Source organism: Priestia filamentosa (assembly GCF_900177535.1).
In the GTDB taxonomy this organism is placed as follows: Bacteria; Bacillota; Bacilli; order Bacillales; family Bacillaceae_H; genus Bacillus_I; species Bacillus_I filamentosa.
Map to the genome: position 1 here is coordinate 15,050 of NZ_FXAJ01000010.1, position 25,067 is coordinate 40,116.

Genomic DNA, 25,067 nt, shown 5'->3' on the forward strand with positions numbered 1-25,067 from the left:
ATTAGATGGAAGAGGAGAAATGGAAATAATGTTGGACGAAGATATCGTAAAAGAGCCTGTGTCATTTGAAGAGCAGCATCAAGTTGTTCGTAGAAACACAGGATTCTACGACTTGAAATGGGCTAAAAAGTTTGACCCAGCAAGCAGTTTTTCATGGAACTGGGCGGCTTTTTTTCTAAATACATTATGGTTTGCATATCGAAAAATGTACAAACAATTCTACATCTTTTGTGGCCTTGAACTTATTTGGTTTTCTTTATCTTTTTTAGTTGAAATTCCACTGTGGTCAGATGTTGGGTTTTATCTGATTTGCTCACTTGTTATTGGCATGTGTGCTAATGGTTGGTATTACAAACAAGTGATGAACATTTTATCAAAAGCAGAAGAGTTTCCTGAAATAAGAAGAGAAGCTTATTTTCAAACAAAAGGTGGTACACATATTGGCGTTGCTCTTGGACTAACAGCGCTTGCTATTGCTGTATTTCTAGGGGCAGGTACTTGTCTGTCTTATATACCAACAAAAGCTAATGTAAAATCAATTGTCAGCTCTAGTGATGAAGGGATAACGCTTGAAGCTTACAATGATGATCCAAAGTGGACATATGTAGAAGAAAGAGGACGTCATTATGTTGTTGAATTCTCAGGCTATGATTATGCTGAAAAAGAAAATGTCCTTATTACATTCAACGTTTACTTAGATAAACAGCTATATGAATGGAAGGATATTTATATTGATGGGAAGAAATTAAATCAAGATGATGCATATGATTATGAAACATGGATTGAAGAAAATTCATCCTGGTAAACATTAAATATAAAAAAAGTCAGTGCTTATTACGCTGGCTTTTTTTATATTTAATTATCTAATAATTCTAACTATAAGCTGGATATTTGCATATAGAAGCGCTATAATTATATTATGGAACGACGTATCATAATGCGGAACAAATATTGTGTTTGGGTATTGGTTTTTGAAAGCGCTTTATATAATGTATTTTATAATTCATTTCTACATTCAAGAAACTACTAGAAGCAAGGAGAGAATAAAAATGGTAGAGCCCTAATAGATGTTTGGCTAGTAGAAAAGAGTGATGACCCTACATTTATTACGAGTAATCATAATCCTATGTTGTTGACAAGGAAATTAAAGATGTGTTCATCCGAAGTTGTAGAAATCGTCATTTATCTAAAGAAGATCTTATACGAACATGCCCCCTAGAAAAGCATCACGTCTAAAATCTTAATTTCCTAATGTTTACCCCTATTAAAAAAGAAGAGTGAGGTAAATGATGATGAAAATTATGAAGACGATTGAAAAGATTCCTGGTGGTCTTATGCTTGTGCCGCTTTTTCTTGGAGCTGTTATCCACACATTTGCCCCGAAATCTGGTGAATATTTTGGATCCTTTACAAATGGCTTAATGACAGGTACTGTTCCAATCTTAGCTGTTTGGTTCTTCTGCATGGGAGCAGGAATCAATATAAAGGCTACAGGAATAGTTCTTAGAAAATCTGGTACACTCGTTGTCACAAAAATTGCTGTTGCTTGGGTTGTAGCAGTGATTGCCGCTTTGCTTATTCCAGATGGAGGAGTTCAATCAGGCTTTTTTACAGGACTTTCTGTGCTTGCTTTAGTTTCAATGATGGATATGACAAACGGGGGACTTTATGCATCAATTATGCAGCAATACGGGACGAAAGAAGAAGCAGGTGCATTTGTGCTGATGTCGCTTGAGTCTGGTCCTCTTGTTACAATGCTAATCCTTGGTACAACAGGTCTAGCTGCATTTGAACCACAGACGTTTGTTGGAGCTGTTTTACCTTTCTTAATTGGTTTTGTGCTTGGAAATATAGATAATGATTTTCGAACCTTTTTTAGTAAAGCAACACATACAATGATTCCCTTCTTTGGTTTTGCCCTAGGAAATACGATAGACCTTGGCGTAATTGTAGAAACAGGACTTCTTGGGGTTGTGATGGGACTGCTTGTTATTGGTGTAACAGGAGTTCCACTCATGCTAGCAGACAAGTTTATCGGGGGAGGAAACGGTACAGCAGGAATTGCGGCCTCAAGTACGGCAGGAGCAGCCGTTGCAAATCCGATGATTATCGCAAGTATTAAGCCAGAATTTATGCCCGTAGCTCAATCTGCTACAGCTCTTGTTGCTGCTTCCGTTATTGTTACATCCATTCTGGTTCCTATTCTCACCGCATATTGGGCGAAATATATGAATAAGAAAAAGGGAGCATCTGTTGGAGAACAAACAAACAATACAAGCACACTATAAGCAATTCAGCTAAAGGGAGGGTTTAAGGAAGATGAGTAGAATCTTAACCGCAGGAGAGCCAATGGCTTTATTTGTTGCAGAGCAGGAAGGACCGCTAGAAGATGTTGAGTATTTCAGTCGCCATGTAGCAGGTGCTGAAGTAAACTTCTCAATTGGGATGGCTCGTTTAGATCATAGTGTGACATATATTACGAAGTTAGGGAAAGATCCATTTGGAACATATATCGAGAAGTTTCTTAAACATAATGGAATTAATACATCACTTATTCAATATGAACAACAGTATTCAACAGGCATGCAGTGGAAACAGAAAGTAAAAAGTGGCGATCCTGATGTTTTCTCAGCTCGAAAAAATTCTGCTGCTTCTCATATGGATACTGATACTCTTAAAAATTTAGACTTAGCAAGTTTTGATCATCTTCATTTAACAGGGATTCCTCCTGCTTTATCTTTAGGATGTCGAGAGATGATTTTTGAGCTTATTAAATCAGCTAAAGCAAAAGGAGTCCAAATTTCGTATGATACAAATTTACGTTATGGTCTTTGGGACAGTAAGGATGAAATGATTAAAATCATTAACGAGCTTGCTTTTCAGGCTGATATCATCTTTCCGGGAATTGAGGAAGGAAGAATTTTGACAGGAAAACAAAATGAACAAGATATTGCTAACTTCTATCACCAGAAAGGAGTACAAACAGTTGTTATTAAGCTTGGACCGAAGGGAGCTTTTACAAGTTCTCAAGGCAAATCTTTTTATACAAATGGTTTTCCTGTTAAAGAAGTTGTAGATACAGTAGGAGCAGGAGATGCTTTTGCTGTAGGAGTTGTAAGTGCTTTGTTAGAAGGACAACCTTTAGATGAAGCTGTAAAGCGAGGAACCGTAACAGGAGCGCTTGCTGTTATGTCACCGGGAGATAACGAAGGGCTTCCTCATAGGCAAGAACTTGATAAAATTATGAAAGATTCGCTAGCTCAGTCATAGTTTCCTGGACAAAAAGGCATTCTCGCCTTTTGAGAATGCCTTTTTATTTATAAGTGCCTTGATAACCTAAATTTTTTGAGATTTCCTTTGTATATTGTTTCACTTTATCAATAAGGTTGGTTTGGATAGCTTCCTCTGTCACTCTATTGCTTGGACCTGAGATGCTGAAGCTTGCAACAATATGTCCTGTATGATTATAAATAGGAGCTGCAATGCACCTTATAACAGCTTCATTTTCAGCATTGTCTAACGCATAACCTTGCTTGTTCACTTGTGTAATTTCAGCTAGCAAAGCTTCTTTTGAAGTGATAGTTGTAGGCGTTTTGGGGATGAATTCAGTATGAGCAAGAATCTCATTTACCCGCTCTTCATTCATATCAGATAAAAGTACTTTTCCAACACCTGTGCAGTAAACAGGCGCTCTACTACCAATACGAGAATACATTTGTACAGCTTGGTTGCTTTCAATTTTATCAATATAAAGAACTTCTCCATTATCTTCAATACATAAATGAATAGTCTCATTTACTTCTTGACCTAGTTTTCTTAGATAAGGTCTTGCAACGCTCACAATGCTTGAATCATTGAGTAAATTTCGAGAAAGATAGAGCACTTGAAGTCCAAGCCTATATTTGTCTGTTTCTTCATCTTTTGCAACGTAGTTTAAGTTAGATAAGGTTGCTAGAAGGCGATGAAGCGTACTTTTAGTTAATCCAACTTGCTCAGCTAGGCGAGTGATTTGAATTCCTTCTGGATACTCTGAAAGTTTATTTAAAATCGTCAGAGCTCGTTCAACGGATTGAACATTTGGCATTGTATTCTACCTCTTTTATAGTTGGTATAGTACTTGCTAGTTCTAGTCTTATGATGTTTCAAGCTAGTCTTTCCTTTATGATAAAGTATGGAAATAGCTTTGTAAATTTTATTATAGGAGGTGAGGAGACTCAGAAGTGTTAAATATATTAACTTTTAATAATTTAGGGTAAAGAAAAATATCAAAATCTAGGAGGAATAAAAGATGCCAAATAGCTTAAAAGACACAACAACACTACATAACGGGGTGAAAATGCCGTGGATGGGACTTGGAGTTTTCAAAGTAGAAGAAGGAGAGGAAGTTGTAGAATCTGTAAAAGCAGCGCTAAGAAATGGATATATTAGCATTGATACAGCGGCTATCTATGGAAACGAAGAAGGAGTCGGAAAAGCGATTAAGGAATCTGGAATTCCTCGTGAAGAACTCTTTATAACAACAAAGCTCTGGAACAGCGAGCAAGGATATGAAAAAACATTAAAAGCTTTTGAGACAAGTATGGAAAAACTCGGTCTTGATTATCTTGATCTTTATTTGATTCACTGGCCTGGAAAAGATAAATATAAAGACACGTGGAAAGCTTTTGAGAAACTTTATAAAGACGGAAAAATTCGCGCTATTGGTGTAAGTAACTTTCAAGTTCACCATTTAGAAGATTTAATGAGTGAGGCAGAAGTGAAACCAATGGTTAATCAAGTTGAATTCCATCCACATTTGACTCAAAAAGAGCTTCTAGCTTTTTGTAAGGAGCAAGGGATTGCCCTTGAAGCATGGTCACCTTTAAAACAAGGACAGCTTCTTGATGAGCCTTTATTAAAAGAAATTGCAGAGAAATACAACAAATCCGTTGCACAAGTTATTTTGCGCTGGGATCTTCAACATGGAGTTGTTACGATTCCAAAATCTACAAAAGAGCACCGAATTATTGAGAATGCTGATGTCTTTGATTTTGAGCTTTCCCAAGAGGAAGTAGAGAAGATTGATAGCTTAAACCAAGACAGCCGCGCTGGATCACATCCAGACACATTAACAAAGGGATTTGAATAAGGGAAAAACAGACTAGACAAAATTGTCTAGTCTGTTTTTTTTGAGGTAAAGTACCTTTAGGGCAACATCTGTTGGAGATTTTATTTTTAGGAAACTAAAAACGGGGGTTATCGCTCATCTAAAGAAGGTTATCTAAATTTTTAGATGGGTATAAGAAAATTAATTAGGGTAACTATTTATTTTCTGAAAGGTGTGAGGGTATGACAATTTTATCACAATTATATCTTTCTATTTATAATAGCAATCAAGAAGCATTGCCTGAAATAGATAAGGACCACCATCCTTTAACAGAAATATTAAAAGAGGTACTGACAGAACAGAAGGAAGTACTTGAAAGGCTTCTTCTTTATTTGGAGGAGAGAACATTTTTATTTGAAGATGTTAAGGAACCTATCACAATTCTTTATCATAATTTTGATATTTTAAAGTCTACTTTTCATGCCTACGAACGGTCAGTGAAATGGACGAATGAAGACAAAACTGAAAAAATAGAGCGTCTCTCTCCGATTGTATCAGATATGAAGAAAAACTTAGAAAAAGCAGGGGACGAGCTTGAGAAGAGCTATGGATTTGAAACAATTCAGTTTGTTGTTCCATCATTCTATTTAAGTAAAATTCGATAGGAGGTATCGTTATGGCATGGGAGAAAGAACGAATTGATACAAATATATACAGCCAAGGTGAAGTAGAGAAATGGGTCTACAGCACATGTAATATTTGTTCTGTTGGCTGTGGTTGCTACGTGGCCGTAAAAGATAATAAGATTGTTGGTATTAAGGGGAATGGAAAGCATTCGATTAATCGAGGTAGGCTTGGACCAAAGGGAGAAAACCAGTGGTATGCAAACAATAGCGAAGACCGTTTACTTCAACCGCTCATTCGTAACAAGCAAGGAGAGCTTGTGCCTTCTACATGGGATGAGGCAATGAATATTATTGTGTCTAAAGCACAAAATTCTCTAAAAACGAAAGGTACAAATAGTATTGCTATTTATTCAACAGGTCAAGGTTTTTTAGAAGATTACTATACATTAGCTAAGATAGGTAGAGCAGGCCTTCAAACACATTTACTTGATGCTAATACGCGCCTCTGCACAGCTACAACTGAGTTTTGCCTTCTTCAATCATTTGGAGGAGACGGAACTCCTGCATCTTTTGAAGATATTGATGAAACAGATATGCTAATGCTTTTCGGTCACAATGTTGCAGAGACAGGTACAGTCTTATTTGAACGTATTATGGAGCGGAAGAAGAAAACGGGCAAGCCTTATCTTATTGTTGTGGATCCCCGACGGACTGCTACAGCGGAAGAAGCAGACCTTCATCTTAAGCTCTATCCAGGAACAAATGTAGCTTTACTAAACGGACTTCTTTATGATGTCTTACAAAACGGTAAAGTCGATACCTCATTTATTGAAAACTCCACAGTTGGCTTTGAGGAAATGAAGGAGGCTTTAGCAGGATGGACACTTGAGAAAGCTTCGAAAGTGACCGGGGTTTCAGTTGAGACTTTAAAAGAAGCAAGTGAAAAACTCGGAAAGACCTCATCACTTGTAACAACAACATTGCAAGGGACTTTCCAGAGCGCAGATGCCACGACAGCATGTGTAGCAATCAATAATCTACATCTTGTTAGAGGACTAATTGGAAAAGTTGGTTCTGGGCCTCTACATATGGCAGGGCAGCCTAGCTCTTCTGCAAACAGAACTGCGGGCGGAGTTGGAACATATCCCGCACAGCGAAACTCTTCAAATCCTGCTCATATTAAAGAAATGGCAAAACTTTGGAATATGGAGCCTGTTAAGCTGCCATTAGGACCCGAAAAAGGAATTGAAGAGCAAATTGAAATGATGGAAAATGGTGAAATTGGTCTGTTTTGGAATATTGGTACAAATCCGCTTGTTTCTCTTCCAAATAGACAAAGAGCGAAAAAGGCATTAGAAAATACATTTGTTGTTGTGCAAGACCCGTTTATAACAGAAACAGCAGCAGTGGCAGATGTTATTCTTCCAGCTGCCCTTTGGGGAGAGAAAGAAGGAACGATGGAGAATGCGGATCGTACGATTAACTTACTACGAAAAGCAGTAGATCCGCCCGAAGGAGTTAAGTCAGATTTTGAGATTCTGTTAGACTTTGCTCATAGAATGAAGCTTAAAGACAAAGATGGTAATCCTCTTATTCAATATTCAAATCCTGAAGCTTGCTTTGAAGAATGGAAAGAAATCTCTAGGGGCCGCCCTTGTGATATGACGGGAATCACATATGAAAAATTGGAACAATACAATGGCATGCACTGGCCTGTTAACGAAAAAAATCCAGAAGGAACAACTCGTCTCTATTCGGATTTTGTGTTTCCAACTCAATCAGATTATACGCAAAGTTATACAAAAGATCAGTTTACAGGTCGACCACTAACAAAGGAAGAGTTTGAAGCAAAAGGAGCAAATGGTCGAGCTTTACTTCACCCAACAAAGTATTTACCACCAATGGAACAGCCAACAGAAGAGTTTCCGCTCTGGCTTACAACAGGGAGACTTGTATGGCACTGGCATACAAGAACAAAAACAGCACGAGCTCCTATGCTACAAACAAAAGCACCACATGGATACGTAGAAATCAACAAAGAAGATGCTGATGAGTTAGGAATTATTCAAGGTGAAGTGGTGAAAATTTCCTCACCAAGAGGATGGGTAAAAGTACCGGCCCGCATTGGAGATATTGTACAAAAAGGCTTGATTTTTGTGCCTTTTCATTACGGAAGTTGGACAAGACATGAAGCTGCCAATGAATTAACAGCTGACTTTACAGATCCTCTCTCAAAACAACCGACGTTTAAACAGTCCGCCTGTAAAATTGAAAAATTGAGAGAAACTCATAGAGTAAAAGTAGACGAAACGATTGATACACTAACAGAACAGTATGGCATCTCAAGAGAAGCTTTATTAAAAGCCAATAGATTAAAAGAGAATGACCATATTGGGAATGGGAATTTACTTGAAATTCCAGTCTCAATGTTAAATACCCCTATTCCAGCTTATTTGCCTGATTATAAGAAATTATAATAAAACCCCCTCCTTTTCTAAAGGGAGGGATTTTATTATAGTTTTCAAAGCGTTCATCTTCTGTTCTAATAAAAGAGGGCATAATAAACAAACTGGAGATGGGAACATGAAGGCATATAAAACACTTTTATTTGATGTAGATGAAACATTATTAGACTTTAAAGCAGCTGAGAAACAGGCATTATCTCTTCTTTTTAAAGAACAAGACTTTCCTTTAACAGAAGACGTAAAAGTTCGCTATAAGGAGATTAATGACCGTCTTTGGCAAGCGTATGAGAACGGAGAATTAGCGCGTGATGAAGTTGTTAATACAAGGTTCTCACTTTTATTAAAGGAGTACGGAAAAGAAGCAGATGGAGTACGTCTACAAGAGCGTTACAAAAGTTATTTAGAACAGGGACATGACTTGATTGACGGAGCCTTTTCTTTAATTGAAAAACTCTCCAATTACTACGATTTATACGTTGTTACCAATGGCATTTCTTCAACCCAATACAAACGCCTCAAGGATTCGAAGATTTACCCATTTTTTAAAGACGTTTTTGTTTCTGAAGATACAGGATTTCAGAAGCCAATGAAAGAATACTTTAACTATGTATTTAAAAGAATACAAGGACATAATTTAGCACAGACGTTAATTATTGGTGATTCACTGAGTGCAGATATTAAAGGCGGTCTTGCTGCCGGAATTGATACATGTTGGCTTAATCGGGAAGGAAAAAGCAATAAAGAAATTGTTCCAACATACGAAATCGCAAAACTTGATGAGTTATATGATCTACTTTTAACGAGTAATTCTGTGCGGTAAGGAGTGAGGAATTGGATATCAAGAAAGATGATTTAGAAGATGTTAGAGTCAAAGAGCTTATTTCAGAACATCTGAACAATATGACAGAGCATTCTCCACCAGAAAGTATCCACGCTTTAGATATCGCGAAATTAAAAACAAACGATATTACATTCTGGAGCATTTGGGAAAATGGACAGTTGCTTGGGTGTGGAGCATTAAAAGAGCTTGATGAAAATCACGGAGAGATTAAATCAATGCGAACAGCATCTGTTCATCGGCGAAAAGGTGCAGGAAAGAGAATGCTTCAGCATATTCTAGAGGAAGCAAGTAAAAGAGGTTATAGTAGAGTTAGTTTGGAAACAGGAGCAATGGAGGCTTTTATCCCAGCAAGAAAGCTTTACGAAAACTTTGGGTTTCGTTACTGTGCTCCTTTTGCACAGTATATAGAAGATCCCTATAGTATGTTTATGACGAAAGAAGTAATGAACGAGGCTAGAGTTGGGCAATATGAGGAAAAGCTACGAGTAGCTATGCTTGAAGGGGATGTAGGAAGTCTTGAAGCTCTTCTTGCTGACGAATTAGTATTTGTAAATCATTTTGGACAATTTTTAACAAAGCAAGATGATCTTGTTGCTCACCGTTCAAAAATCCTAAAATTCTCAAATATTGAGATTGGAGAGCAAGTGATAAAGCTTTTAGGAGATGTTGCTGTTACCTCTACCAAAGCATTCCTTCAAGGAACAGTCGGAGAGGAAGAAATCAATCACGAGATGAGTTATTCAAGAGTGTGGAAAGAACAAAATGGAACACTTCAAATTGTTGCAGGTCATTGTAGTGCTGTCGTAAGTTAAGCTGTCTTTTTGTAAAAAGACAGCTCTTTTTCTATCTTCTTTTAAAAATTCAACTTATTTACAGTTGTTTGGATAAAAAGGATATTTATTGAAACAACTTTGCCATTCATTCGTAAGTAATAGTAAGAAGAACAATAAGTCGATATTCAAAATTAATAATAGAAAAGGAGTAGCTTTTAATGACCGAAAAGTCCTCAAAAAATGGAGTTATTATTACAACAATCCTTTCTGCCGTTTTGTATTGTCTCCTCATCATTTTTACTTCACTCTCACCTTTATCTGATACTGGAGAGCATGCTAATGAATTTGGAACAGCAGGAATGTTGTCAGCTATTGGTATGATTCTTGCTTTCTATCTTGTTCCCCTTTTGTTATATATTATAAATGTTAAAGGAATGACCATTGTTATGGCTATTCTCTGTAGCATGGGAATCCTTACTCATATTATCGTTATTGCATCTGTACTCTTGATGAGTTTAGGAACTTCTCCTTTTCCATATTTAATTGAAATTATTGCAACATGTATCTTATCTTTTATGGTTAACTTTATGTGGTTTTTCATTGCTTTTCGTACTTCAAAAGAAGCAGCGGAGATGTCTTTTGATTCATAAATAGGACGTTAATTTAGAAAGGAAAGATTTGTTGATGTTTGTAAAATTAATCATGTGCCTTTTACTGCTTGCTCTAAGTTACCCAGCTTTTTCGGATGCTCTTTCAAAACGATTTGATGATAAGTTTTTCAATACTCTATTATGGGAGGGTGGCACATTAACTCTTATAACTTTACCATCCGTTGCTCTCCTGTGGTGTTGTAAAAAAATCTTTAAACCAAGAAGCTACCAAATGGTTTTTAGGTCAGTGGCCTTTCTATTTGGTCTGCTTCTTGTATCTGGGGCAGGGGGAGTATGGTTTATTGGATAAAATAAAAAGGCAGCTTGATAGCTGCCTTTTTATGAGGAAATTACATAAATACATTTAGAAGGAGCACACACCCTAATCCAACGAGTGAAATAATCGTAACCATAACAGACCATGTTTTAATCGTTTGTCCAATGGATAAATTAAAGTACTCTTTATAAATCCAAAATCCTGCATCATTTACATGTGAAAAAGTAATACTACCTGCTCCAGCAGCTAATGCCATAAGTTCAGGGCTAACTCCTGAAACATTTACAAGCGGAGCCGCAATTCCTGCTGCAGTTAGGCCTGCTACTGTCGCAGAACCAAGAGAAACACGAAGAATGGCTGCAATTAACCATGTAAGCAGGAGGGGAGAAAGGTTCGTTCCTTCCATAAGATGAGCAATGTATTGATCAACTTTACTATCAATTAGAATTTGTTTAAAGGCTCCGCCTCCACCGATAATAAGCAGAATCATCGCAATGGATGTGATAGATTCTGTTATCGTTTTCATAACGGAGTCCATTGTTTTCCCTTTATGAAGTCCAAAGGTAAAGATTCCAAGAAGAACGGCAATTAATAAAGCAATTGCTGGGTCTCCAATAAAACCGATATAGTGTAATAAAGGAGATTTTGGGAAAAAGATTTCAACAAATGCATGAATAAACATTAAAATAACGGGAATTAGAGAAGTGAAAACGCTAACTCCAAATCCAGGCATTTCTTTATCAGTAAGCTTTTTTGGATTAAAAAGCTCTTTTGGAATATCACATTGGAGATTTTCCTTTTTGAACATTTTTGTATATAAAACGCCACCGATTAACACAGCAGGAATAGCTGTCAGAATACCAACGAGCAACATCTTTCCAATGTTTGCATGGAAAATGACTGCAATAGCTGTCGGTCCTGGATGTGGAGGAACAAATCCGTGCACCGTAATGAGAGCAGCTACAACGGGCATTCCAATATATAAAACAGGTAATCCAGCGCTAATAGCAACTGTAAAAACAAGTGGAATGAGTACGATGAATCCGGTTTCATAAAACAAAGCAATACCAACAACAAAAGCAGTAATAACGGTCGCAAGCTGAACTCTATTTTCCCCAAATTTGGCGATCAACGTATCTGCAATACGCTGAGCCCCACCAGAATCAGCCATTAACTTCCCAAGCATAGTTCCAAAGCCAAGAACAAGAGCTAAATCCCCAAGCGTTGCCCCTAATCCATCTTTTACAGATTCTAGTGCTTCAAGAGGAGCCATTCCCTCCATAATTCCAACTAGAATGGAAACAATAATAAGAGAGATAAATGCATTTAATCTAAAAACTGTGATAAGAAGTAGAAGTAAAGCTACCCCAATACAGATGATAACAATAGGCATGTTGTACCTCCTAAGTTGTAAGATATGGCATCTATTAAACTAGCAGCCTAATAGATGCCTTTTATCATTATGAAAGCATTTCGACAACTTCTCTTAATGTAGAAACTTCTCCAACATTTCCAGGGAAGATAATATAAGCCATGTGCGGGAATTTACTTTCTTCACCTGTTAACCAAACAGGGATACCTGGTTTAATTTGACCTGCAACAGTAGCACGCTGTACAGAAAGACCATTAACTCCAATGTCACTAGACGTTATTCCACCTTTAGCAATGATAAATCGAGGCTTTACTTTCAAGAGTTTGACAATGCTTGTGACAGCTTCTGAAATCTTAACAGAAAGCTCAAGCTCCTCTTCTTTTTTGTTCTCGCCAAGATCAAGTCGTTCTCTTCGTGTATAAACAGCTACTGTCTTTCCATCAGCAATGAGCTGTTCACATTGATATAAAACACGGTCTCGTTCTTTTTTAAATTTTTCAGGATGTAAGACAAGATGTGTATCAAATTGGATGAAGTCGATGAACTCACATTGTTTTAACTGCTCAAGTTGCTGAGTTGTTTTTTGTACATGAGAACCGATTAAAATAAGGCCACCATGTTCAGATGATTCAACAAGTTCACTTTTTGTTAGTAAACCACGGTCAGCTACTCCACCAATAATTTTTGTAATGGCAGCAGCAGTGCGGAACATATAATTTTTGCCGTTTTTCATAGCTCTAATAAGGGCAATCGTTACGACCATTACATCAACATAATCTACAGCATTTACAATAACTTTATTGAAGTCTTTTACTTTGAGGAGCTGTTCTGTAAGATAGTCAATGTCCAATGCTCGAATATGTTCTAATGTTAAATACGTTGCGTTTTCTGCTGTAAACCTGCCCTCTGTTTTTTCTTCAATCCACTCTCCTAGATGAGAGCTTTTATAACCAAATGTGCGGTCTTTGGCAAATTCAGTTTCACCAGCAGGTACAAGAGTTTCTCCATCTTGAACATAGTGAATATTATCGATAGTGTAGCGGCCGCCTTCTTTAAAGAAAGGGAAAATAACTTCACCATCAAACATCAGGTTTGTTTTGTTTTCCACGGTTTCTTTTAATACTTCAGTTTCAAGTGGGTAATGACCTCGAAGGGTTGAATCACCACGGCTTACAATAATGAATTCCTTATTTAACTCCTTTGCAACTGTTGCAATATGTTCAGCAATCTTTTGATGTTCCTCCTCTGTTTTAGAAGCGGAAAAAGCCCGTGAATTTGTAAGGATAAAAAACATGCTGTTTTTTTCCGAAAACCCTTTTTTAATGCTTTCTACTGACCAATCTGTGTACACAGAAATATTGTTTACGGTTTGAACACCTGTTGGATCATCATCAAGGACGATGATTTTCTTGTTTAATGTTAAAAGCTCGTCTTGAAGCTGTTTTTGTATTTTAGATGTTTCAAGAGATGGGATATTGTCTAAAGTAGATTTTACTTCTCTTAATTGTTTAGAGTTTTGTACTTTCAACGTTTTTCCCTCCCACTTCTACATTTGCTAGCTTTTCATAATACTGAACAATGCCTCCATGATCATCTCTTGACTTTCCATCTACTGTTAAGGCATGGAAAATTTCAAGAAGCTGACTTGTAAGTGGGAGAGGGACACCAATACTATGAGCAGTATCCATTACATTTGTAATGTCTTTCATATTGATATCAATTCGTCCACCTGGTACGAAATTTCGTTCTAAAATAAGCGGAACTTTAGCGTCCAGAACAGTGCTTCCTGCAAGCCCTCCGCGAATGGCTTCATACATTTTTTTAACGTCAATTCCTGCTTTTGTAGCTAGCACAAGTGCTTCAGACATAGCAGCAATGTTCAAGTTTACGATAATCTGATTGGCAAGCTTTGCTGTAGCACCGCTTCCATTGCCTCCAACCAGGATCGTATTTTCACCTAGCGTATCAAAAATAGATTTAACGCTTTCAAAATGCTCGGGCTTTCCACCGACCATAATAGAAAGTGTTCCATCAATTGCTTTTGGTTCTCCACCACTAACAGGGGCATCAAGCATAGCCAGCTCTTTCTGCTCAAGAGCTGTCGCAATTTCAATACTGTCTACAGGAGATAGAGAGCTCATATCAATTATAATTGTTCCTGCTTTTGCGTAATGAATAAGTCCATCTTCCCCAAGCACAACTTCTTTAACATGCTTGGCGCTTGGAAGCATTGTAATAATGACATCACTTTGCTTTGCTACTTCCTCAAGAGATGTAGCATCTACTCCGCCTAAGCTCACAACTTCTTGTACTGCTTCTTTATTTATATCGTAGGCAATAACTGTTTGCCCTGCTTTTAATAAGTTAAGTGCCATCGGCTTTCCCATGATGCCTAAACCGATAAATCCAACTTGCTTTTTCATTTTAACAACCTCCGAACTTAGTTCATTTTGTTGTATCCGTTTTCAATAACTATTTAATCATAAAATTTTATTTTTGTATACAATTTAATTAAAAATGTATACATTAATTTTTATTTTGTACTCATTTTTGATGTTAAAGCGGGGGATATGATTGTCTTTTGCTTTATTTTTGGTATGATTAAGGAAACTAGCTATTTCATGAGTGAAGGGAATTTCTTATAAACAAAAGGTGGATTAATATTGATGAATGAAAAGAAGAAAGCAAATCATCAATCATATGAACTTATTCGAGATAAGATATTGAGTGGGGAATTAGCGAGTGGTACAAAGATCACCGAAGAAAAACTGGCTAATGATTTAGGATTTAGCCGTACTCCCATTCGAGAATCCATTAGAAGATTAGAATATGAAGGGCTTATTGTGAAGAAGAAAGTTCTAAAACCGACGGAAAAGAACTTACGTGATATTTTCCAGGTACGCATGCTCCTGGAGAGTCATGCAGCTAAAAGTGCAGCAATATATGCTTCACAAGAAGACCTAGATGCTTTGCTTCAATGCGTAGAGACAGGAAAGAACGGTTCATATGAAGAAATTATGGAAGCAAATGAACGTTTCCATCAAATTATTGTTCAAAAAAGTGGAAATGAGGTACTAATTGATACAATTGATCGGATGCAGTCGATTATCTATCTTTTTCGCCGAACAGTTGTTTCTTATGATAGACCGTTCCTTATTGAAGAACATGAAGAGATTTATCAAGCAATTAGGAATCGAGAAATGGATAAAGCAGCAGAACTGATGAGGAGTCATTTGCAAAAAGACTTAGATTTTTGTCTTCATTTGCTTCATAACTAGAGGGAAAAGACGTCTACTTTTACAGTAGGCGTCTTTTTTTCTTAGAAGGAATACCAATAATATAATCACAGGTAATATCACACAAAGGGATAAACCTCCAATAAGGAGTTGGTTTTTTATATTAAAATTGACTTCATTAAAGTTAACCAGTAAACCAAAAAATATTAACCAGTTAACATTTTTAGGGGGAAAGCAATGAATTCTACACAAAAACAAGAAGCATTAAAAGCCATTGAACAGTTTACTATTCAGAAAGAGAAAGCAGCGAAGTCTTCAACTGGAATAGATGAATTAAAAGGGAAATGGACGCTCACTCAGCTGCATATTTTAGCGCTTATTTCAGATTATCCAACAGAAGCAAACAACACCTTTCTCTCTAGAAATCTACATATTACAAAACCTGCAGTTACAAAAGCGGTAAAACTTTTATTAGAGAAAAAGATGATTGTTCGAGAGCATAAAGAAGGCGACCGGAAGTCTGTTTATTACTGTTTAACAGATGAAGGAAAAAAGCTAGCTCTTTTACATGAAGAGCTACATATGAAGGCAGAACAAAGATATTATGATTTGTTTGAGGAATTCAATAAAGAAGAGCTTACAGTGATTACAACGTTCTTAAAAAGGTGGACAGAAACAATTAGTGAGGAGAATAGAAAATGAATAAAAATGAAGTATATACGTTTTTGTCGAACATGTATAAAGACGTCTTATTAGATTTAAATGTTAATAAAGTTTCTCAGTATTTCTCACCAGATTATATCCAAGTAACAGACGGAGTACAGTCCAACTTAAACGAGTTTTTAAACCACTTACTTACGTTAAAAAACATTGTAAAATCTCTTTCTCAATCATCTTTTATCACTTTTTATATGATGAGGAAGAAGGAGCTGTAACATTAAGATACGACGTTAACATAGAGAAGAGAACGGGTGAAACAGGAAAGGTAGAAGTTATTGCTATCTTTACACTAATTGACGGAAAGATTGTAAGGTGTCATGAATTAACATGTCCATTAAAAAATAAAGAAGAATTTGGAGATATTGGGAGTATAAACAAGTTGTAAATAGGTAAACCAGCATTATTAAATATGCTGGTTTTTTAATTTAATAAAAGGTTATTAAGTGACTTGACAAAATGTTCAGAATGTTATTGTATATAAATGTTTATACTACTCTATTTAAGGAGTGCTCAATAGGAAAGTAAAAAAGCGTGGAGGACAGGAGTGTTTTCCACGCTTTTTATATTTACATAGTATTTGGTCGTAAATCTTTAGGAGGGGTGTTATGAATATAAGAAGGGGCCGGTTTAAGTTTTGGTTTACCACCATATGCTTGAGGGTTTTGTACATATTGAAAAGTTCCTTCCCCATCCATGCTTGGTCCGCTAGCCCATCTTCCTGTTGCACTTTTATCTCCTTCAGAGAAGTTAAATAGAACATGAGATACTTCACGTTTTTCGAGTTGACGAGGAAATGTACTTGGAACAACAACGTTTTCTTTTGCTTCCAGCTCTTTAATTGCTGCAATCCATTGATTTTGATGCATTGTGTCGCGAGCGATAAGCCATGAAAGCATATCTTTTACACCGCGATCATTTGTGGCTTCATAAAGCCTTACAACTTGAAGACGTCCTTGTGATTCTGCATTTAAGTTAGCACGAAAATCTGCAAGTAGGTTGCCGCTTGCGATAATATAGCCAGCATGCCATCTGTTTCCAAGGCTATCAGCAGGCATCGCACCTAATCCTGAAACAATTGCATGTTGGGGATTCATTCCACCAAGGATAGCGCCAAGTACAGGATCTTTAGCAGCGTCCTCAAGATCTCCAACAGGTGCCCCATCAAGTAGGCGAGCAATCATTGTTGCGAGCATCTCAATGTGTGCAAGCTCTTCTGCTCCTGTATCCATAAGTAAGTCTTTATATTTTCCATCTCCTCGTACGCTCCAGCCTTGAAACAAATACTGAAGGGCAACGGAAATCTCACCAAATTGTCCTCCTAAAACTTCTTGAAGCTGTTTTGCAAAAAGTGGGTCTGGGCGCTCTGGTTTTGCACGATATTGAAGTTCCTTTGTATGAAAAAACAAGTAAGCTCCTCCTTATCTTCCTATGAATAGTCACATATGTAACTTATTCATAGGGGGATAAAGAAATGCTTACTTGTTAGAAAACATATATATATAATGTGAGAAGATGTATTAGACAAACATCCCAATTAATGAGTAAACAATAACTGTTGAGAACAACAATGTCATGTGAACAAGAGAGAAAATAAACATTGATGTTGCCCATTTTTCTCCATTCATTTTCTTATAACCAAACAAGCTTAGTCCTAGCCATAAAAGTCCTAAAATGAGAGAGACAATTGTAAGCCCTAAGCTTAGTGGCAGGAAGAGAAAGCTTGTAGCTATAAGAACAATAAGATATACGTTTGTTTGTACATATGTTCTTTTGAATCCTTTTACAACTGGAAGCATTGGAACATTTGCTGCTTTATAGTCATCATGTTTACGTATCGCAATGGCGTAGAAGTGAGGCATTTGCCAAATAAGTGTGATTACAAAAAGTCCAATAATAGCTGGATTTGTTACATCCTGACTAATTGCAGCCCAACCAATTAATGGAGGAGTTGCGCCTGAAATACTACCGATCTCTGTGTTGTAAATTGTTCTGCGTTTGCTCCACATTGTATAAGGTACAAGATAGAAAAACAGTCCAAGAAAGCCGAAAAGAGCAGCCATTGGTGTTGCTAAAGCTAAAGCTATTAATCCAAGTACAGCTAAAGAAATGCCGAGCCATAATACTGTACTTGTCTTAATTTCACCTGTTACAGTGGGTCTATCTTGAGTACGTTTCATTAAAGAGTCAATATCGCGGTCATAGAGGTTATTTAAAGCCCCCGCAGCACCCATAACAAAGATAGATCCTATCAAAGCAAACAAAAGCTCCGGTAACTTATCAATTAGCGTGAGATTGTACGTAGAGAGAGCTAATGTAAGTCCAGCAAGCATTGTAATTAAATTTGATTTAATAATTCCAGTTTTCACTGTCTGCTTTAGGATCGTCCAAGAAGTTCGTTGTTCTGTTGTAACGAGATTTTCTTCCCTTGCTATCATATTTCCTCGCTCCTTTTTATAATAGTAAGTAACCTAAAAATAGTGCTTGTATTGTTCTAATAGCTAAAAAAACAGCCCTGTTTTTTGCTGAAAAATTTTTATAGACTACTCGGGTATATTAATGTTATATTCAAATATTGTCAAGAAAAGGAGTTGGAAAAAAGGGCGAAAAAAGCGCTTATATAGCTTATAAAAACGCTTTCTATAAAATTGTGCTAATTTGTCCACTTTCTCAATCTATTCTCAATTATAACCGTAAAAAAATTCCTTATTCATAGTATGCTGGAAGTAATGTAAAACATGAGAAAATATTAAAAGAAAAAATAGACAATATAAGGTATAAGTTGGACGGACATTCATATATTTTTCTTTATAATATGAATTTATATATAAAATTAAGGAGGAATAGACATATAAATACCTTTGATTTTCTAATGGCTTTTGTATCAGGCACTATTGTTGGAGCTGTAGGATACCGTTTTTACGAGTGAAATGGCGGGTAATTACAGCATCTCGTTCAGCCAAAGAATTCATTTGGTGGCAGTCAGCAGCTCTCTTATCAGCCATCGGTAGAAGAGCTTCAGGCTCAGAAAGAGCGGTTGGAAGATATGATAGCTGAGAGCTTCAAGTAAAATAAAAAAGAAGGAGAAACAGTTCCCGGCTGCTTCTCTTTTTTATTGCTATGGGGGGAATAGATTATATATATTACTTTGACAATAGAAAGTTTGTTTCCTTTATTTTGAGGATTTGTCCAAAGGAAAATTTCATTTTATACACTTGAAATTTAAGTGAATTTCAAGAAATAGATCATAAATGTTCTATTTTTAAAGAGAAGGAAAAAGTCCTTTAATTCCTTCTGCAATCATTTGAATAGCCATCACAGCCAGAATAAGCCCCATGAGCCTTGAAATCACATTGACGCCATTTTGTCCAAGTTTTTTGATAATGGATGAAGAATAATAAAATAAGAAGAATGTAACAGCTAGAATTAGTGTGTAGCTAATAAAGACACTTGCCATTTGTTTGAGTGAGTGTGAAGTCTGGGACATTACAGTTGCAATTGTCCCCGGACCAGCCATAATGGGCAGAGCAAGAGGGGTGATTGAGATATCATTTTTAGCTTCAGCTTCTCTTTGTTCTGTTTGGTGAGGGCTTTGAGCATTAGAAGTTTTAGCATGAAGAAGGTTGTAAGCAATTCCAAAAATCAAAATGCCTCCCGCGATACGGAATGCATGGATTGTGATGCCGAACATTGAAAAAATGAAGTTTCCAAGAAGTAAAAATACAGTAAGGATGATGAAAGAAATAATAGCAGCTTTACGTGCATTGTGATGCTTTTCTTCGAGAGAATAGCCGTTTGTAAGTGAGATAAAGATAGGCATGTTCCCTAATGGATTCATAACGGCAAAAAAGGAAATGGTTAACTTTAGAATAAGAGTAAACAAAGTGGGCAGCTCCTTTCCTAATTTAATATTTATTAACGTACCCATTCTGTCTCGCTATTAATCGATAGAGTAGGCTTATAAATCTTAAATGATATATTTCCTTCCTATACTTTTAATCCTCAGAAGATTATAAGGGTCTTTAGTAACCAAAAACGACAGGTCTAAAGATCTATTTTTAGAATATAATTATTTTGTGAAAATTATTAACTTTTATTATTGAAATTATAGAGTGTTTATCAAAGGAATGTAATCGCTTTTATTAATATAGGTATATTATTGTTAAATATAACAAGTAATGTATCGTAGTTCCTTTTGTTTATATTTATTCCTTTTAAAAAACTTTAAATAGAATAAATATAAATAAAAATACCTGCTTAAAGTATTTCTTTGAGGACTACCCAATAATTAATAGAGTAAATAGTAGACTAAATTTTCATTTAACTTTATGGAAAAGATACAGGTTCTGTTGTGGAAAAAGGAAATTTAAGATATTTTTAAGTAAGAAAGATTTTAAGCAGAAGGGAAAGATTAGAGTGGCAGATTTATCAAAACGAATTGTGGCAAATCTAGAAAACTCCTCATGGATTCGTAAGCTTTTTGATGAGGGAAACCGTTTAAAGAAAGAGTTTGGAGAAGATCAAGTTTTTGATTTCTCATTAGGTAATCCAGTTGTTGAACCACCAAAATCATTCACAGAAGCGCTGCGTGAAGAAGTGAAAAAAGGAGGACACGGATACATACCAAACCAAGGGCTTGTAGAAGCAAGGGAAAAAGTAGCCGAGTTTATCAGTTCACGTTTCTCTGGTAACTTCTCCTCAAAGCACATTGTGATGACTGTGGGAGCAGGAGGAGCTTTAAATGTGGCCTTACGAAGTATTTTAAATGAAGGTGAAGAAGTCATTGTTCTTGCTCCTTATTTTGCCGAGTACAAAGCATACATTGAAAACAACGGTGGAAAGGTAGTTAGCTGTCCATTAACAGAAAAATTTGAGATTGATATTGAAGCTGTTAAAAAAGCCATTACTCCAAAAACAAAAGGACTTATTTTAAATACTCCGCATAACCCAACAGGAACGGCTCTTACACAAGAAAATGTTAATGAGCTAGGTGAGCTTTTAAAGTCGTGTGAAAAAGAAAACAGTCAAAGCATTTACGTTTTATTTGACGAGCCTTATAGCCAGCTTATTTATGACGAAGAGCTTGCAGATCCATTTAAAGCATATCATAACATCATTTTAGCCAGCTCTTTCAGTAAAGATTTAGGAATTGCTGGTGAACGTTTAGGTTATCTTGTTTTAGATAGCAATACACCTGATGTGGACCTTCTTACTGCTGCATTTGTATACTGCAACCGTACACTTGGTTTTGTAAATGCTCCAGTCTTAATGCAGCGGGCAATTGCAAGCATGGATAACTTAAAAGTAGATGCAAGCGACTATAAAAAACGTCGTGATTTAATTGTAGATATTCTACAAGAAGCAGGCTTTGACTTTATGATGCCAAAAGGTGGTTTCTTCGTTTTTCCCAAATCACCAATTGAAGATGAAGTAGCATTTTGTCAGCATGCAGCTGAAAAATATAAAATCTTAGTTGTCCCAAGCAGCGGATTCGGAGTAAAAGGGTATTTCCGATTATCGTTTAGTGTATCTCTTGACCAGATTGAACGTTCAAGAGAGGCCTTTATTGCTCTTTATAAAGACTTTGCTTAACGGAAGCAGCCTTATATTAGGCTGCTTTTGTTTTGTTACAAATACGTCTTTAAAAAGTCATAAGCTTCAGCACGCATTCCAGCTGTCTCAATGTGCCCACAGGGATAACGGCTCATTTTCCAATGATGAGCTAGTCCCCTCTCTTTATAAATTCTTTTTAATTCTTCGTCAATAATAGAAAGTCCATCATAAGGAGTTAACAGGTCATGTTCTCCTACAAGACTTAGGTGTGGTCGAGGCGCAATGAAAGATTGAATCTCGGCTGTTTCAAAATGTTTAAGAAGGCTAGGAACATAGGAGTAGAAGCCATGGGAATCAAGCCGTCTCTGTTTTACTAGTGTTCTAGCCTCTACTTGTGCTGTAATATCTATACAAACTGAAATACGCTCATCTAAAGCAGCAACCCACCATGCCATTAATCCACCCATTGACATGCCCATTGTTGCAATGCGAGTAGAATCAACATCGTCTCGTTCGAATAAGTAGTCAATTCCTCTTATGCTGTCATAGATCATCATTCCCCATAAAACTTCACCATTCCAAAGCATCTCCTTAAAAATCTCTGTTTGAGCTTTTCCTGCTCTTTCCCCAAAACCCCACATATCAAGGCAAAGCACATTGTAGTCTAAGTTTGTTAATGTTTTGGCAAATGCTTCTTCATATAAATAGGGGCTACTTTTCAGGAGTTCTTTCTTTCCCATGTGGTACAGGCCGCCATGTGAATGATTAAAAAGCACAGTTGGTCTTTTCTTGGCTTTGTTTTTTGGTTTAACGAAATAAGCAGGAACGTTTTCTCTGCCATTTAGAGATAGTAAAATTTCCTCTACAAGGTAGGTTTCCATCTCTCGCTCAAAAAGGGTTGTGACAGAGATTTTACTTTTTTCAGGCAGGTCACCAAGGAGCTCCCAAAGTTTTTGTTTCTCTTTTGTGATTTTCATGTGTTCCCTCCTTTTAAGAAAAGTGTAGTATATAAGACAAATTATAGATTTGAAAAGGTGAATTTTCTATATTAAAATTGACATAAGGGAACATTTGTTCTGTTATGGTAAATAGAGAGGAGAGATAGCATGGAAAGGCCGCCCTTAATAAAAGGTTTATCAGAACATAAATTTAGAAACTTCTACTGGCTTAAAAAAGAACTGCAGTCATTTTGCCGTGATAATGGATTAAGTACATCAGGATCGAAAGACGAGATAATAGAGCGTATAGGAATATTTCTGGGGGAAGGGAGAATCGTAAGGCCAGCAAAGAGAAGAACAGTACATTCATTAGGTGAAGAGTTATGTCTTGAAACGGTCATTACGAAACATCACAGGTGTAGTCAAAAAGTGAGGGCCTTTTTTAAGCTTCACATTCCGAATTTTCACTTTTCTACTTACATACAAAATTACTTCAAAAATAACGTAGGAAAGACATATCGGGAGGTGATAGAAGCTTGGGTGAAAGAGGAGAAGCGTAAAAAAGATCCAACTTATCGACCAAAGCTTGGATCTCAGTTTCAGTACAATCAGTTTATTCGAGATTATTTTGCCGATCCCAAGAATAAGGGTAAGGGTAGGGAAGACGCTATCTTAGCTTGGAAGCATATTAAAAGTCTTCCTGGTGATAACAAATATAGAGGAGAGGAATAGTCTTAACCTAATAAAAACCCTTCTTTTCTCTAAGAGAGAAAAGAAGGTAAGAAGAAAACGAATCTCTTAAAAGTTCAATAGTATAATAATCAATAAGATGAACTATCTGTTTATTTTTCATTTGCACGCTCTTTTTGAGCTGCACGTAAGGCGTCATTCACTTTGCGCCCTTCATCTAAAGATTCACTTTCAATACCGCTCTTAAGTGCCCAAGCGTAGAAGAAAAGAGAAAGTACAGTGATTAGAAGCATGTCCCATCCGTACTTAATAATATTTAGTCCTCCAAACTTCTCGCTTCCCAGCCAAGAGATGACTACCATTGAGAGAAGATAAACAACCATCCAAGCTCCAGCTTTGAAATTCTTCTTAAAATCTTTCCAATTATTTTTGGCTTGATAATAAAAATAAATTGGAAATCCGATTAAGATAATAAACAAAACTTGTCCTGTTAACGGCCAACGCGCCCAGTAAAGAGTTAGGGAAGCAAAAATGAAACCAAGTGGTGCAATAATGCTTAATCCTTTTAAACGAAGCGGACGGTATAAATCTTTACCGATTTTTCGCAACGTCATAACAGTAATTGGACCTGTCAAATATGAAATAAGGGTTGCAACTGAGATAATTTCAGCTAACACTCCCCATCCTCTGAATAAGAATAAGAAAATTAAAGATACGCCTAAGTTTACAAACATGGCTTGACGAGGAATCCCATAAAGGGGGTGTAGCCTACCGATGAAGCTTGGCAAGTATTTGTTCTTTTCCATTCCATAAAGCATACGAGCTGTTGTTGCTGTATACGTAATTCCTGTACCTGAAGGAGACACAAAAGCATCGGCATACAGTACAATAACAAGCCAGTTAATTCCCAATGCAATTGCTAAGTCAGCAAACGGTGAATTGAAGTTCAAGTGACTCCATCCGTTTACAATTGCTGCAGGATCAACAGCGCCGATAAAGGCTACTTGAAGAAGTACATAAATTACAGTAGCAATTAAGATAGAGCTAATAACAGCAATTGGAATAGATCTACCTGGATTTTTAGCTTCACCAGCCATATTAATAGGGCTTTGGAAACCATTAAAAGCAAATACAATTCCAGATGTTGCAACAGCTGTTAGAACGCTAGCCCATCCACTAGGTGCAATGCTGTCTCCTGCTGTGAAATTTCCACTATTAAAGCCAACAAACAACAGAGCGCCAATTGTTAATCCTGGGATTATAATTTTGAAAACGGTAATAAGCGAGTTTGCTTTCGAGAACAAACTCACTGTCCAATAGTTTAGGAAGAAGTAAACAAGTAAAAGGGCTGTTGCAACAAGTAATCCTTTACCTGTAAGTGTTCCCTCCTTTACTAGAGCGCTTGTCCACTGCGCCCATTCCCAAGGCCATGAACTCATATATTGAACTGAAGCAACTGCTTCAACAGGAATAACAGAAACAATAGCAATCCAGTTTGCCCAAGCAGCGATAAATCCTAGGAAAGAGCCATGTGAGTATTGTGTATATTTGACCATTCCCCCAGCCTCTGGAAACATTGCGCCAAGTTCACTATAAGAAAGAGCAATCATACCAATAACAATCATACCAATAATCCATGAGAAAATAGCGGCTGGACCAGCTATTTGAGCAGCTCTCCAAGCTCCGAAAAGCCAGCCTGAACCAATGATTGAGCCGATCCCAACCATGATAAGCGAAAAAGTACCCATATTGCGATTTAAATTGTTCATAAAATTAGCACCTTTCAATATCGTTAGAAAATTAAATGCAAAAAAAGCTAAATCTTGGTGAGTAGAAGATCATA

At 36.7% G+C, this 25,067-nt stretch carries 24 protein-coding genes and 2 pseudogenes; 17 read left to right on the top strand and 9 right to left on the bottom strand.

Features of this window, described 5'->3' with window-relative positions; genetic code table 11:
• Positions 1-19: 19 nt before the first annotated feature.
• The 3 genes from B9N79_RS22620 to B9N79_RS22630 all read left to right on the top strand — a co-directional run bounded on the left by B9N79_RS22620 (position 20) and on the right by B9N79_RS22630 (position 3,270).
• Positions 20-805, top strand: coding sequence for a DUF2628 domain-containing protein (locus B9N79_RS22620; protein WP_231573173.1), 786 nt, complete (start codon positions 20-22; stop codon positions 803-805).
• Positions 806-1,292: 487 nt separating this feature from the next.
• Positions 1,293-2,288, top strand: coding sequence for a 2-keto-3-deoxygluconate transporter (gene kdgT / locus B9N79_RS22625; protein WP_046218273.1), 996 nt, complete (start codon positions 1,293-1,295; stop codon positions 2,286-2,288).
• Between the two features lie 31 nt (positions 2,289-2,319).
• Entirely contained in the window at positions 2,320-3,270 is a 951-nt protein-coding gene (locus B9N79_RS22630; RefSeq protein WP_040059910.1) for a sugar kinase, read from the top strand.
• 43 nt (positions 3,271-3,313) lie between these two features.
• Here B9N79_RS22630 and B9N79_RS22635 read toward each other — a convergent pair whose 3' ends face one another.
• Positions 3,314-4,084 carry an IclR family transcriptional regulator gene (locus B9N79_RS22635; protein WP_040059908.1) on the bottom strand — a complete coding sequence of 257 codons (771 nt, stop codon included), beginning with the start codon at positions 4,082-4,084 and terminating at the stop codon, positions 3,314-3,316.
• Positions 4,085-4,288: 204 nt separating this feature from the next.
• Here B9N79_RS22635 and B9N79_RS22640 point away from each other — a divergent pair, with 204 nt between their 5' ends.
• From B9N79_RS22640 to B9N79_RS22670, 8 genes and pseudogenes are all read left to right on the top strand, one after another.
• The gene (locus B9N79_RS22640) at positions 4,289-5,128 is read left to right on the top strand and encodes an aldo/keto reductase (RefSeq protein WP_019395578.1); all 840 of its coding nucleotides are present in this window, start codon (positions 4,289-4,291) and stop codon (positions 5,126-5,128) included.
• A 200-nt stretch (positions 5,129-5,328) separates the two neighbouring features.
• Positions 5,329-5,751, top strand: coding sequence for a hypothetical protein (locus B9N79_RS22645; protein ID WP_040059907.1), 423 nt, complete (start codon positions 5,329-5,331; stop codon positions 5,749-5,751).
• An 11-nt stretch (positions 5,752-5,762) separates the two neighbouring features.
• A complete protein-coding gene (locus B9N79_RS22650) occupies positions 5,763-8,189 on the top strand; it encodes a molybdopterin-dependent oxidoreductase (protein WP_040059906.1) in 2,427 nt (808 codons plus the stop codon).
• 106 nt (positions 8,190-8,295) lie between these two features.
• Positions 8,296-8,997, top strand: a complete 702-nt coding sequence (locus B9N79_RS22655; protein ID WP_040059905.1) for a YjjG family noncanonical pyrimidine nucleotidase — start codon at positions 8,296-8,298, stop codon at positions 8,995-8,997.
• 11 nt (positions 8,998-9,008) lie between these two features.
• A pseudogene (locus tag B9N79_RS26615) lies at positions 9,009-9,461 on the top strand (GNAT family N-acetyltransferase); the annotation flags it as partial.
• 39 nt (positions 9,462-9,500) lie between these two features.
• A pseudogene (locus B9N79_RS26620) lies at positions 9,501-9,830 on the top strand (nuclear transport factor 2 family protein); the annotation flags it as partial.
• Between the two features lie 179 nt (positions 9,831-10,009).
• Positions 10,010-10,441 (top strand): DUF5391 domain-containing protein, encoded by a 432-nt coding sequence (locus B9N79_RS22665; RefSeq protein ID WP_040059904.1) that lies wholly within the window; start codon positions 10,010-10,012, stop codon positions 10,439-10,441.
• A 34-nt stretch (positions 10,442-10,475) separates the two neighbouring features.
• Positions 10,476-10,751, top strand: coding sequence for a hypothetical protein (locus B9N79_RS22670; RefSeq protein WP_048896668.1), 276 nt, complete (start codon positions 10,476-10,478; stop codon positions 10,749-10,751).
• Positions 10,752-10,791: 40 nt separating this feature from the next.
• On the opposite strand, the gene B9N79_RS22675 is transcribed toward B9N79_RS22670, so the two are convergent.
• From B9N79_RS22675 to garR, 3 genes are all read right to left on the bottom strand, one after another.
• Positions 10,792-12,111: a gluconate:H+ symporter gene (locus B9N79_RS22675; RefSeq protein ID WP_019395571.1), complete on the bottom strand. Its 1,320-nt coding sequence runs from the start codon at positions 12,109-12,111 to the stop codon at positions 10,792-10,794.
• A gap of 67 nt (positions 12,112-12,178) precedes the next feature.
• Positions 12,179-13,618, bottom strand: a complete 1,440-nt coding sequence (locus B9N79_RS22680) for a four-carbon acid sugar kinase family protein (RefSeq protein WP_048896669.1) — start codon at positions 13,616-13,618, stop codon at positions 12,179-12,181.
• Positions 13,599-14,513 (bottom strand): 2-hydroxy-3-oxopropionate reductase, encoded by a 915-nt coding sequence (gene garR / locus B9N79_RS22685; protein ID WP_048896670.1) that lies wholly within the window; start codon positions 14,511-14,513, stop codon positions 13,599-13,601. The genes B9N79_RS22680 and garR overlap by 20 nt, the downstream gene beginning before the upstream one ends.
• A gap of 243 nt (positions 14,514-14,756) precedes the next feature.
• Here garR and B9N79_RS22690 point away from each other — a divergent pair, with 243 nt between their 5' ends.
• From B9N79_RS22690 to B9N79_RS26625, 3 genes are all read left to right on the top strand, one after another.
• On the top strand, positions 14,757-15,368 hold the full coding sequence (locus B9N79_RS22690) for a GntR family transcriptional regulator (protein ID WP_019395568.1): 612 nt from the start codon (positions 14,757-14,759) through the stop codon (positions 15,366-15,368).
• 195 nt (positions 15,369-15,563) lie between these two features.
• Positions 15,564-16,028 (top strand): MarR family transcriptional regulator, encoded by a 465-nt coding sequence (locus B9N79_RS22695; RefSeq protein WP_046218265.1) that lies wholly within the window; start codon positions 15,564-15,566, stop codon positions 16,026-16,028.
• Complete coding sequence (locus B9N79_RS26625) at positions 16,025-16,261, top strand: hypothetical protein (RefSeq protein ID WP_048896671.1); 237 nt, start codon at positions 16,025-16,027, stop codon at positions 16,259-16,261. The genes B9N79_RS22695 and B9N79_RS26625 overlap by 4 nt, the downstream gene beginning before the upstream one ends.
• Positions 16,262-16,612: 351 nt before the next feature.
• On the opposite strand, the gene B9N79_RS22705 is transcribed toward B9N79_RS26625, so the two are convergent.
• Positions 16,613-17,452, bottom strand: a complete 840-nt coding sequence (locus B9N79_RS22705) for a manganese catalase (RefSeq protein WP_019395565.1) — start codon at positions 17,450-17,452, stop codon at positions 16,613-16,615.
• 111 nt (positions 17,453-17,563) lie between these two features.
• Positions 17,564-18,481 (bottom strand): heme o synthase, encoded by a 918-nt coding sequence (cyoE, locus tag B9N79_RS22710; protein ID WP_094041318.1) that lies wholly within the window; start codon positions 18,479-18,481, stop codon positions 17,564-17,566.
• A gap of 487 nt (positions 18,482-18,968) precedes the next feature.
• Here cyoE and B9N79_RS26810 point away from each other — a divergent pair, with 487 nt between their 5' ends.
• Positions 18,969-19,100: a hypothetical protein gene (locus B9N79_RS26810; RefSeq protein WP_272541786.1), complete on the top strand. Its 132-nt coding sequence runs from the start codon at positions 18,969-18,971 to the stop codon at positions 19,098-19,100.
• A 205-nt stretch (positions 19,101-19,305) separates the two neighbouring features.
• On the opposite strand, the gene B9N79_RS22720 is transcribed toward B9N79_RS26810, so the two are convergent.
• A complete protein-coding gene (locus B9N79_RS22720) occupies positions 19,306-19,926 on the bottom strand; it encodes a MarC family protein (protein WP_019395563.1) in 621 nt (206 codons plus the stop codon).
• A gap of 527 nt (positions 19,927-20,453) precedes the next feature.
• On the opposite strand from B9N79_RS22720, the gene B9N79_RS22725 reads away from it, so the two are divergent.
• Positions 20,454-21,635: a pyridoxal phosphate-dependent aminotransferase gene (locus tag B9N79_RS22725; RefSeq protein WP_040059925.1), complete on the top strand. Its 1,182-nt coding sequence runs from the start codon at positions 20,454-20,456 to the stop codon at positions 21,633-21,635.
• A gap of 35 nt (positions 21,636-21,670) precedes the next feature.
• Here the strand turns inward: B9N79_RS22725 and B9N79_RS22730 are convergent, their stop codons facing one another.
• The gene (locus tag B9N79_RS22730) at positions 21,671-22,573 is read right to left on the bottom strand and encodes a dienelactone hydrolase family protein (RefSeq protein ID WP_040059898.1); all 903 of its coding nucleotides are present in this window, start codon (positions 22,571-22,573) and stop codon (positions 21,671-21,673) included.
• Positions 22,574-22,702: 129 nt separating this feature from the next.
• Here B9N79_RS22730 and B9N79_RS22735 point away from each other — a divergent pair, with 129 nt between their 5' ends.
• Positions 22,703-23,266, top strand: coding sequence for a DUF6434 domain-containing protein (locus tag B9N79_RS22735; RefSeq protein ID WP_040059897.1), 564 nt, complete (start codon positions 22,703-22,705; stop codon positions 23,264-23,266).
• Positions 23,267-23,376: 110 nt separating this feature from the next.
• On the opposite strand, the gene B9N79_RS22740 is transcribed toward B9N79_RS22735, so the two are convergent.
• Positions 23,377-24,993: a glutamate/serine transporter AimA gene (locus tag B9N79_RS22740; protein ID WP_040059896.1), complete on the bottom strand. Its 1,617-nt coding sequence runs from the start codon at positions 24,991-24,993 to the stop codon at positions 23,377-23,379.
• Between the last annotated feature and the right edge of the window lie 74 nt (positions 24,994-25,067).